The sequence below is a fragment of the Parabacteroides sp. PM6-13 genome (assembly GCF_029892605.1).
Classification (GTDB): Bacteria; Bacteroidota; Bacteroidia; order Bacteroidales; family Tannerellaceae; genus QVMG01.
The window spans coordinates 38416-49293 of sequence record NZ_JARXWF010000003.1 but is presented as its reverse complement, the minus strand read 5'-3'; the positions used below and the strand labels follow the sequence as shown (position 1 = coordinate 49293).

Below are 10878 nucleotides of genomic sequence, written 5' to 3'. Positions count from 1 at the left end.
TATGGGGTATAAGAAATGGGAGGCAGAAAAGTTCTTCGAAGAAAATGAAGATGAGATTAAGGATACTATTTATGATAGAGATGACTCCGATCCGCTAAAAGATATTATCCGTAATTCAAGTAAAATTCCTGTTCGGATTGAGTTACTCTCTAATTATGATTGCATCAATTCGCACTGGTTGGAGTCTTCCAGAGGTTATTCCTATGAAGAAAGTTATTTCGGTGACATGGTAGATGCCCTAAATCTGAATCCATCCCAAGTGAAGGAAATACTACTCCAATATGGAGAAAAAGCAATCGGACGTTTTCCTGATAAAAAATCAAGAAACGGAAAAGAACAAGTCTGTTACCAGCAATTTTATGAGGAGTTGATTAATTCATGTTGTGGTGCCAATCTGCTTACCTATATAGCTACAATAGATATCCGTGATCTCTATAAATCAGATTTTAACCTCTCTGAAATATATATCCCCAAAGGTAACAAATGCGGTTTATACAGCTCTATGCAGGGTGGGGGTAAGAGGGCAATAGAAACATTTGATTTTTTTCTTTCCCTGGACGGATCAAAATGTTATTCCCAGAAAAGAGTAAAGGAATAATTTTGATATTATGTATTGTCCCGTACTATAAAAAGACTGTTACACTCATTTAGGACGGGACAATTAATTCATAATTCGTGCTTCTTCCTCCCTGTGCCTCTTTCTGTAAAATACTCTTGTTTATGAGGTCTTGTATATCCCGTATGGCTGTATCTTGTGAGCATTTTGCTATCTTTGCCCATTTGGAAGATGTCAGTTTTCCATCAAATCCATCTAATAATTTGTTAAGCATCAACCGCTGGCGATCATTCAGTGGAGTTTGGCTGTGTTTTTCCCAGAAACGAGCTTTTTTCAGAACGGAATCTAACGTATCAGTACTATTGAGTAAGGCATTTTCAAGACAAGCTAAAAACCAAACCAACCATTCTGTTATATCGCTTGTTCCATGTTGAGACTTTTCCAAAACTTCATAGTATCTCTTTCGCTCAACAAGTATCTGGTTTGACATACTGTAGAAACGCTGTGAACTTCCATCGCTTCGAGCAAGTTGAAGGTCTGTTATAATACGCGCAATACGACCATCCCCATCATCGAATGGGTGAATAGTAACAAACCAGAAATGTGCGATTGCAGCTTTCAGTACCGGGTCTATCTCTGATGATGTATCATTAAACCATTTCAAGAATAAATTCATTTCGGCTTCCACCTGATCCGGCTTAGGAGCTTCATAATGAACTTTCTCTTTGCCCATTGCTCCGGAAACGACTTGCATATCACCACTCCGATACTTGCCGACCTCTATTTTACACATACCACTAAAACCGGTCGGGAAAAGTGCAGCATGCCAACCCAATAGCCTTTCAGAGGTTATCGGTTTAGCATAATTTTGCGTGGCATCAAGCATCATTTCTACAACACCATCCACATTTCTGGGCGAATCGACAAGGCCGGATACCTCCAAGCCTAATTTACGGGCAATAGACGAACGCACTTGGTCTTTATTCAGAATTTCTCCTTCTATTTCAGTTGACTTCAGCACATCCAAAGTCAACGTAGAAAGGACGGCTTCTTCTTGTAGCTTGAAGCCTAAACTTTCCATCTGTCCCAATAAGCGCCCTTGCAAATGCCTAACATTGGCAAGCAATACAAGTAGCTTCCCATTATCCCAAGTAAAATTAGGCCAAGCCTTAGTCTGAACAAACGATTGGATTCTCTTTCAAAATTCTCGGGAGAACTCGGTTTCACTACTTCGGTACTCCTTTTTAGTTGGGATAATACCGCGTTTTTCTTAGCTTTATTGGAGTGAAGCTCTAGGCAGAAAGGGGCTAGTCCGATAGCCTCCAGACGACTTTGCACGACAGAAAGAGCAGCCATCTTCTCAGCTACGAAGAGAACTCTCTTCCCTTTGTAGAGTGCATTAGCTATGATATTTGTAATGGTTTGTGATTTCCCAGTTCCCGGAGGACCATGTAAGATATAAGTTCTATCATTGACAGCTTCATAGACCGCTTCCAATTGCGAGGAGTCGGCACTTATAGGAAGAACGATATCAGCCGGAGTTACTGTTCTATCCAAATAGGAAGCGTCTATCATCGTATCATTCACCTCGAACTCTATTTTCCCACTAACAAGACTAAGCACCAACTTATTCTCCATCAATTTACCTACATTGTTGTGGATATCATTCCACATGATAAACTTATTGAAAGAGAATATCCCCAATATAGCTTGTTCCTCGACGTCCCATTTCGGTTGGTTCTTTATAGAGTTTCGGAAGATGGAATAGATAAGCCGGACATTCACCCCGCTCTCATCAATGGGCAGTGAATCTAATCCCGGGATCTGGATGCCAAAGTTCTGCCGAAGCATTTCAAGTAAGGTTATATTCAGCATTGTATCCTCCTCGCGAGAACGAATAACATAGCCCTTTGCTGCCGATTTTCGGATCATCTCGACAGGAAGAAGTAGGATAGGAGCATAACGTGGGCGTTCGCTAATGGGAGTCTCGTACCAACGCAATAGACCTAGTGCAATATAGAGGGTATTCGCTCCATTCTCTTCTATCGACATCCTCGATGAGCGGTATAGATGTTTCAATGCCCGATCCAACTCGGTTTCGGAAAGGTAAGTCCTTAGCCTCTTCTGAGTAAGCTCCGACTTAATCAGATCAATGATGGGATCGGTAGGAGCGATCGAGTTGTATATACCAAAGTCATAAAGTGGGTTTTCCCAGTCCAAAGGCTTTGGGAGAAGCCTAAAGCTAGGGCATCCTCAAACTTATCCGGATCGGCTAAGATGAGTTGAAGCGTATTTTTAGTTATTCGGGTATTCAATAGGTTATTGCGTAGACTCAAGTCCAACAACTTCCGTTCCCACAAAAGCTGCTTGGTTACTTGAATATCGGCCGAGAAGGCAGATAAATCATAAGGATTGATTGCCTCAGGGGAAGCCATCTCTTTTTCCGACATTTCGGGTTCCTCCTCCTTTATCTCCCAATGATCTCCGTTCAATATTCTTTGAGGTAAAGGCCTGATGCCGGAGAATCGAGCTCGTTTAATGTCCAATGCCAATACAAAATCTCTCGTCTGGAGCGTGTTGTTGGCTCTTTTTACAGCTTCGTCAAAAGAGATCTTATCCCCTTTATTCATACAGGTTGCTTCAATCAAGATGATCTCATTATTTCCCTCAGCTGTGCGCTTTGTCAAGAAAGAGCGATCATCAATCACCGCATCAGGAAAAGTGTCAGGGATAAGCCAAGCCCCTACAAAAGCATGTCCCTGGGTAATAATGATTAAGGGATGGATGCCGATTGCCTCCAAACAAGACGCATAGAGCAATGCCATATCGAGACAGGTTCCCAGCTTCTGAGACAAGAGATTATCGACCAATCGTATCCGTTGACCGTCCGACTCGAAGCTAGCGGGTACAGAACTATAGATAATCTCTTGTTCGACGATCGCATAATATAGGGCTGCAATTTGTGTTTTTACTCGATTCGGATTGCGACTCTGGTATTCATCCAGTGCGGGACTTCCTGTTAGCCATTCCAAGATTAAGGTGGCTCTTTTCTGGATGGAAGTAATGGCGGGATGATTAGGCGTGACAAAAGCCGATAGCATTTCGGGCAATATAGAGATCCCACTCCATTGGTCAAATGCTAAGATATCAATCGCGTAATCTTTTTGATAGAGCGTTTCGTTCTCGGAGGAGATTAGTAACGAGATGTGACCGGCCATCCGTTCGGTGATTTGAGCAAAGAAATTGGTCGACAATTTCAACTTTAGATCACTGATCCGAACCGTTTCATGAGCTTGGATAGACTCAATCATATAGGGTATTGAGTCTGCAAAATCGGGCTCTATTTGGAGATTTATCTTTATGTTTTTCAGCTCCTTATCGGAGATATTCTCGATAGAGAAGAGACGAATAACAGATACTCGATTCTGCTGCAAAGCAAAATTAACAACAGGGAGATAGATAAACTCCACTTGGATTAGGTTAGATTCTTTATTCATGGCTTGCTGTTTTTTGTTCGATCTGCAGTCCTCTTTCTTCGCGAAATATTGTTATTTTATTCGACCAGTAAAGATTACGAGAAGAGATTTAGAATAGTACTGTAAAAATTAGAGAAAATGTAAGCTATGGCTCCATCCAGATTGAGGCTATTACCACTTTTTTTGAAGAAACAAAGCAGGATAAGCAATAGATTAAAGAGTCGGAAGGTCCAGATGAAAAGGTATGAAAAATAGAGAGGCTCTTGTCTCAAATCGGGCTGATTGGAGTTGGTCTGTTCTTTGAAGCAGACCACATGTAGCGCCAAGGTGAAACCGATGATCATATCGAATATCCAAACCGACGACCCCATGACAAAGCAGCGGATTATCAGAAAGAAATAGGTCAGATAGGGCAAGCAGTAGGGCGCCAAGCTGATGAATGAGGAGCCTATTCTTCCCGGAATGTGATACATCATCCCATCGGTTTCGCGCACTTCTATCGAGGTCACTCGCCGGAAGAACATCCAACTCACTATGACGTGTGCCGACTCGTGAATATGCACCTTGATAAGTCTAAGCTGATCAAACAAAAGCTTATTCACGACAATACATGATAGAAAACCGACACCCAGCCAGAGATAGCTGTTCAATTGCTTGAAGGCGGCCACTAAGAAATAGTATCCGTCATAGATCGTCAATGCGGCTAAGATAAGCAACAATAAACTCCCTATCAGGGTAGATAATCGTTTCATTGGGGTAGAATCAATACTTTTCTTTCAATCAGTTCTACAAGCAACCAGGTGGGGAACACCACATAGCCGTCTTTACCCTGTTTGCGCGCCATCCTAAAACGGCAACCGCCCTCCTCGGTCTCTTTAAAGTGGAAAAGATAGGGATAATCACGGGCAATCCTGAAAGCAGCGCTATCGGCACATAGTATATCATAAAACTTTTGTCCCGGGAGTGACTCGATGATAAATCCACCTGACTCTTTCTTGAAAAAGTTAGGCGACCAATCACTATCGATGGTACCCCAGTCGGCAGCTCGAGCATCAAGTGCATCTTTTATGGTATCGGTGTTCAAATGGACAAGGATACGAGTGTCATCCTTCACCTCAACCAGTTTGTCCTTCTTGAATTGAAAGGAGAAACATGCCAGCGACAAGCATATCAGGGCGATAAGCCACGGGAAGATGCTATTTCTATTTTTTGTTTTCATAATCATTTCTTTTCAAAATTGTTTTTAGTCCTGTTCCTGATCACCGGACATATATTCTCTAAAGCTATCCGAGGCGATAATTTGATCCAAAATAATCCCGTAAAATGGGACGTACCGGTTATACCTGGCCGTGAAATAAACGGTATAGAACTTCACCCTTTCTAACTGCTCGACGCTGAGTGCCTCGATCGGTTGATTGGTGATAACTACACCCAACCGATGGAGGTTGGAGTTTGTGGTACCGATTTCATTGCTCGTCCCTGTCTTTCCATAGAGATAATAACCGCCCTTCTTCATGGCAGTACTCTCTCGAGTGGCACCAATCGAGCCGGCTGTACCGACAGAAGAAAATACCCCATTCATCCCTGCGAGGAATTCGCTCCGCGCCTCTAAGTAACCGGCCGAGAGGTCTGTATATGATTCATGCTCCTTCTTTTCCTCCCGAATAGGCTCAAGCGTCAGGCGATAGTTTTTCTTCAGCATCGTTAACTGCCCGAAGATTTGAGCCATCGACAAAGGAGATACTTGCCAGGGGACGCCACCGCCTACCGCAGCATAGTGGATCGCATTAAGCAGAAACTCTCTGTCGGAGTTAGAAAGTAAATTATAGGTATACATGGGATTAACCACAAATGCATACGTATTCGTACGCTTCGTCGGGTGAGTGCTTAAATTAAGTCCTTCATAGAGCGAGGATATTTTTTCACCGCTATTAAAGCCAAACATAGTATACAGACGCGTAAACAACAAGGAGTTCTCATAATCTCGCGGCATCGTCCGGTTTAGCTTGAACAAACGATTGTAATTTTCTTGGCTACGTGTTAGCACGGGGAAAGCCAAATCATATGCACTTCTGATAACCCGTCCTTGAGGAGTAAATAGCTCTCTCCGGTTAACCTCAACAAACATTGCCGCGGGATCCGGCCGACTCTCTGTAGCGGTATTCATCTGAAAACTATGGAATGAACCGATATAGAGCATCAAGGCATTATAGTAGTTACTTGATTTGCGAATATAATCACGAAGGCCAACACCCGCGCCATTGTTTTCATCACTTCGCAAGGCATCGAAGGTCAATCTACTCTCTCTCCGATCCGTATACAGGCGCTCACCATTGAAGAAACGCGTGTAATATTTTCCCTCCGAGCTAAGGTCTAATCCGATATTACCGTTCTGATCGGAGAAGCGCAAGATCTGCAAATTTTTCCAATCATAATCGACACCTGATGCCACAGCCGTCCAAACAATAGGCTTTTGACTTGATCCCGGCCCGTCAGGCATAGCGAACAGGTTCATATTCCCGAAGTAACCATCATTCTTTTCAGAATCGGAGTCCATATACAAATCATCTTCCACTTTTTGCAACTCTTTTCTATTGTTCGGATTAAGAACATATTCCGTCTTTCGATCAACCATCGCACGGATCTGTCCATCGCCATCAGCCACGACAACCGACATATACGGCGCATGGAGATTTCTGCTATCAAAAGCATTACCGATCGTTTGATATATATCGGAGGTGAGCTCACGATCGATTGTAATACCTATATCATCGTGAAACGATGCTGTTTTCACCGTTTGGCGATTCTTCTGCCAAGCCACCTCGTTGGCAAACGTATAAGACCAAAAAAAGCGTTCAGCCATAGGATAGACAAATGAACGGCTGCCATTAATAACGACATTGCGTGCAAAATATGTATCAGCGGCAACCGATTCCAATCCCTCCGAATTGAACCGGTCATACGGGAATCGGCGACAAGCGGACGCATATCCGCTTTCGAGCGTAAAGTCGCCATAGTTCTCCCTATCGTTGCCTATGGTGGTATTTCGCTGACGCAAGTGCTTGAGCAGAACCACATCATCCGTCGAGCGAACCCAACTGCGAGGCAAAACAAATTGACGGAAGCTATTATTTTCTGTCATCATTCTGTCAGTATGGATTTGTGGCTTGCCGGCCACAATGCTTCCCCGCCAAGAATCGACCTCTATCGTTGGAAGATTTCGATTGAAATAATTGGTGCGCACATCAAAAAATAGCACATCGTTTTTTCGACGAGCGTGAATCAACGAACTGCTTTTGTTTGACTTAGCCCCTCCCTTGAGGGCAAACCGCTCCCAGATGCGATAGAAAAAGGTGGAATCACTACCTAAAGTTGATTTAATGAAACCCTCCTGCTGATAATGGAACGCAGACGTGACATAGGATACATCCGATAAGTTAGGCGTAGCTATCCGGGTAGAATCCTGGAACTTGGCAAATTCTACGTTTAATCGCGATATTTTATCTTTTGTTTCTTCTAACAAATCTGTCAATGTGTACCGTTTGTCCGCAAAACTCTCGTTTTTTTCGGGAGCATATCTGCCAACAAACAGCAAAAGCATAAAACCAAATACAATGGAAAACACTCGCCCATAGGTTCTATGATAGTAGCGCGGAGCATCCGTATTATTATCTTTCATTGTTTGTATTTCTCCTGCTTTCTCTATCGTCGCCACACATACCCAAAGAGTCGTCAAGACAAAGTAGTAAAGCAGCGCAAACTTCGAATGGAGAGAGAAAAGAGGGAAGTCTTGCCCCACGAAGATAAACATCTGCGTATTGGCTAACCAGACAAAAAGACTATGGATAAAAAGCAATGCCGGGATTTGGACTAACAGCATCTTGCTCGCTCGATAGGTTGTTTTCATCTTCACACCGAGATAGAGCATAAACAGATATAGAAAGAGGAAAAGAATGGGCAAATACTTGCCGTGCTCGGCAATAACAAAACGTGCCATGAGAATATCACTCGTTTGTGCACCAAACATAGCACCCACACGACTATGCTTTTGCATCTTGAAGTAGGTGTCTGCCTTCCCTCCAACCACACCGACCTCATTCGCTTGCCGGTTATATACATTCAAAATATAGTCGTTGATGGAGGCTTCAAAGAAACGTCGTTCATCCTCTGCCGTTTTCGTATTTTTCAATCCTTCTTCAGGCGTCAGAATATGAACCAACATACGTTGAGCCGTATGTTTGGTGAGTACGACCTCTTTATATGCAAAAGTAAATATACTGCTAAGCACCAAAGCCGCAACAATTGTAATGGATAGTGATTTCAGATTAGGTTTAATCCTGAGGACCAAAGCCCCGATGAGCCCGGCAACAGCCACGAGTGCTACTCCTATGGCAATAATACAGAGGGATGGAGAAGCCGTAGCAAGCCAAGCCAAAATGTCTTTCTCATAAAAAAGAAATACAATAAAAAGAATGGGCAGACCGATGATGATGACAGAGTAAGCAATTCGTATGTATTTCCTGTCTGTATAGTCATAAAAACTATTCACAAAGTCAAAGAGTTTCAACAGGGAGACTAAAAGAAAGAACGAAATAAATATGAGGCCGAAACCACCATCCAAGAAAAAGAAAACGCATGAAAACATTAATCCATTCAGAAGAGAAAGTCCTAATCCCGTGGAGAAAAGCTGAGATAAGGTGAGACGTTTCGTTCTTTTTATTTCCTTATATATACCTTCACTTGCACCCGGCCAATAACGCCAAAAGAAAAACTCGAACAAGAAATAGAGGCAAATAGGAAGCAAGAGAGATACAACGGCACCTCCAAGCGGAATGAGTTTAAAGACTGCGAGAAGAATCAACCCGGTTACCAAAAAACGAAGAAAAAGCCAAACGGGCCACCATTTATTCTTCATCAGCTTTGCCCACTTGCGATTAAACCACTTCGGCTTATCGAGAAAACGTCGAAAGAAAAAGAAGCAGCCTTTGAGTAGTAAATAGATGCCAAACGGGAGCGCAAACAGACCATACGCTGAAAGGTCAAACAGAAAAATCTCTGCACCGACCAAGAGGAGTGTAGGAAAAAACAAATACAGAAAGTCTGCGAAGATCTTGAAACCTCTTGATCCAGTGGCAGGAATTTGTATCAATTTGATAGATTGGATAGCAGCGAAAAAGATCGTTAATCCGATAAACTGATAGCGTATGCCGGCTTCACTTCTGAAAAAGTGGAGAAACTCATAGATAGAGGCGAGTTCAACCGGGGGAAACACTGCGGCTCTCCACATCAACAACAGACGGAAAGAGAAGAAAAGTATCAAAGCTAAATAAGCAATCTGCTCAATAGCGGTGTGAGGCTTTCGATGTCCTAATGAACGTCCAAAAACAATATTGAGTATACAACAGGCGCCCAAGATAATAATAAACAGGAGGATATTATTCTCATTTATATAGGGAGCCGTCGCTTTGAAATCTTCTACCTCTATCTGCCACATCAGACGGCCGTTTTGTGACATAACAGCCGGGATCTGCTCGCCGGCAATGAGATTAGTCTCTCTATTAATCAAGAAACTCATCTCTTGCGTTGTAGGACCGGCCACATAAGAAAGATAAATGGGTGATTGAAAATTATTCCCGTTCTCTTCACTGTTGAAAAAGTCAAACAGCATTATGTTTTCGGGCGGGTTCTGGTTTTCAATAATTTCTCTTGAGAGCGAGGTGGTGATAAATACAGTGTTCGCACCTTCCTTATGCTGAGAAGAAAGATAGTGATATTGAGGTGTAACATATTCGAGGGACAACAAACCATTGTGATTCATTAAACGGACAGGTAGTGACTTTAAGCCGCCCAAACACCCTATAGTAAAAGCTTGACCTATAGGAATCACGACCTCTTCGGATGTACGTTTCAAGGCATTTATCGCATAGGTTCTAACCGTCCCGTCGAGGCTAAGCACCCTAATCTCACGGATCGAGGGCTGCTCGAAAGCTTCACGGTTGAGTTCTATCACAAAGCTTTCTTGGGCATAGTCCTTTGGCTTCAACTTGGAAGAATGCCTATCCCGTAGCAAGTTCACACCCTTAAAATCAATATTGCTTACCACTTCGCCTAAAATGGTATTCAGATCAAGTCCTTTCTTAATTATTCTGTTTTCAGCAACCCTATGAGTCACCCCTTTATTGGTGTAACTATAGTGGCATTCTGCCGTATCACTTCCTCTCCATTTTTTCACAAAGTGATAATTCCAGGCTATTTCACACGTATCTCTATTCCCAATAAATTGCAGTTTATCGGTCGCTTGGACAGGAATCAGCGACTCTCTATTGAGCAGCTCTGATGATACCAATATACTCTCTTCCCCATATCGGTCAAGATAAAGAGCCTGGGTGAACCCATCCAGCCTCAACCTGACATGCTGATCATCGAACTCTCTGATGCGCATGGTCCCCTGAAAATGACTATTATCAAAGAACGCATGTTCATGATCACCCGCCACCACAAAACCCTTCGGATTATGGATGTTAACTCCATCGATACGTACCGCATGGTGATCACTGTTTGAATAGATCTCATTCCTTGCAAAGAAATAGTTACTCAACGTATAGCAAGTAAGCAAAACGGCAAAAGAAAGGATTAGAATCCCTGTATTCGATTTTCCCAGATCCCGTAGATAAGGATCAGGCTGCGTAGAGGAATCCTCCCGAGTGATCAAAAAAGCGCCCAAGAGAAAGAGAAACGCTAACACCGTAAAATTTAAAGTGATATTGCTGTATATGATATAGGCTACACACACGACAGCTAACACAATTAACCCTATTTGAATTACCTTTGATTTCATCTTTTTGC

Annotated in this window: 4 protein-coding genes and 2 pseudogenes; 1 reads left to right on the top strand and 5 read right to left on the bottom strand. The window is 42.8% G+C overall.

Annotation, left to right across the window (positions count from 1 at the left end):
• Positions 1-19: 19 nt before the first annotated feature.
• A pseudogene (locus M2134_RS03775) lies at positions 20-517 on the top strand (hypothetical protein); the annotation flags it as partial.
• 130 nt (positions 518-647) lie between these two features.
• Here M2134_RS03775 and M2134_RS03770 read toward each other — a convergent pair.
• The 5 genes and pseudogenes from M2134_RS03770 to M2134_RS03750 form a co-directional block, all read right to left on the bottom strand.
• Positions 648-1748 (bottom strand): Fic family protein, encoded by a 1101-nt coding sequence (locus tag M2134_RS03770; RefSeq protein ID WP_280750162.1) that lies wholly within the window; start codon positions 1746-1748, stop codon positions 648-650.
• A pseudogene (locus M2134_RS03765) lies at positions 1724-4053 on the bottom strand (DUF4011 domain-containing protein); the annotation flags it as partial. The gene M2134_RS03770 and the pseudogene M2134_RS03765, both read right to left, overlap by 25 nt.
• 74 nt (positions 4054-4127) lie before the next feature.
• Positions 4128-4784, bottom strand: a complete 657-nt coding sequence (locus M2134_RS03760; RefSeq protein WP_280750000.1) for a M50 family metallopeptidase — start codon at positions 4782-4784, stop codon at positions 4128-4130.
• Positions 4781-5251 carry a hypothetical protein gene (locus M2134_RS03755; RefSeq protein ID WP_280749999.1) on the bottom strand — a complete coding sequence of 157 codons (471 nt, stop codon included), beginning with the start codon at positions 5249-5251 and terminating at the stop codon, positions 4781-4783. Before M2134_RS03755 ends, M2134_RS03760 begins: the two co-directional genes overlap by 4 nt.
• 24 nt (positions 5252-5275) lie before the next feature.
• Positions 5276-10870: a hypothetical protein gene (locus tag M2134_RS03750; RefSeq protein ID WP_280749998.1), complete on the bottom strand. Its 5595-nt coding sequence runs from the start codon at positions 10868-10870 to the stop codon at positions 5276-5278.
• Between the last annotated feature and the right edge of the window lie 8 nt (positions 10871-10878).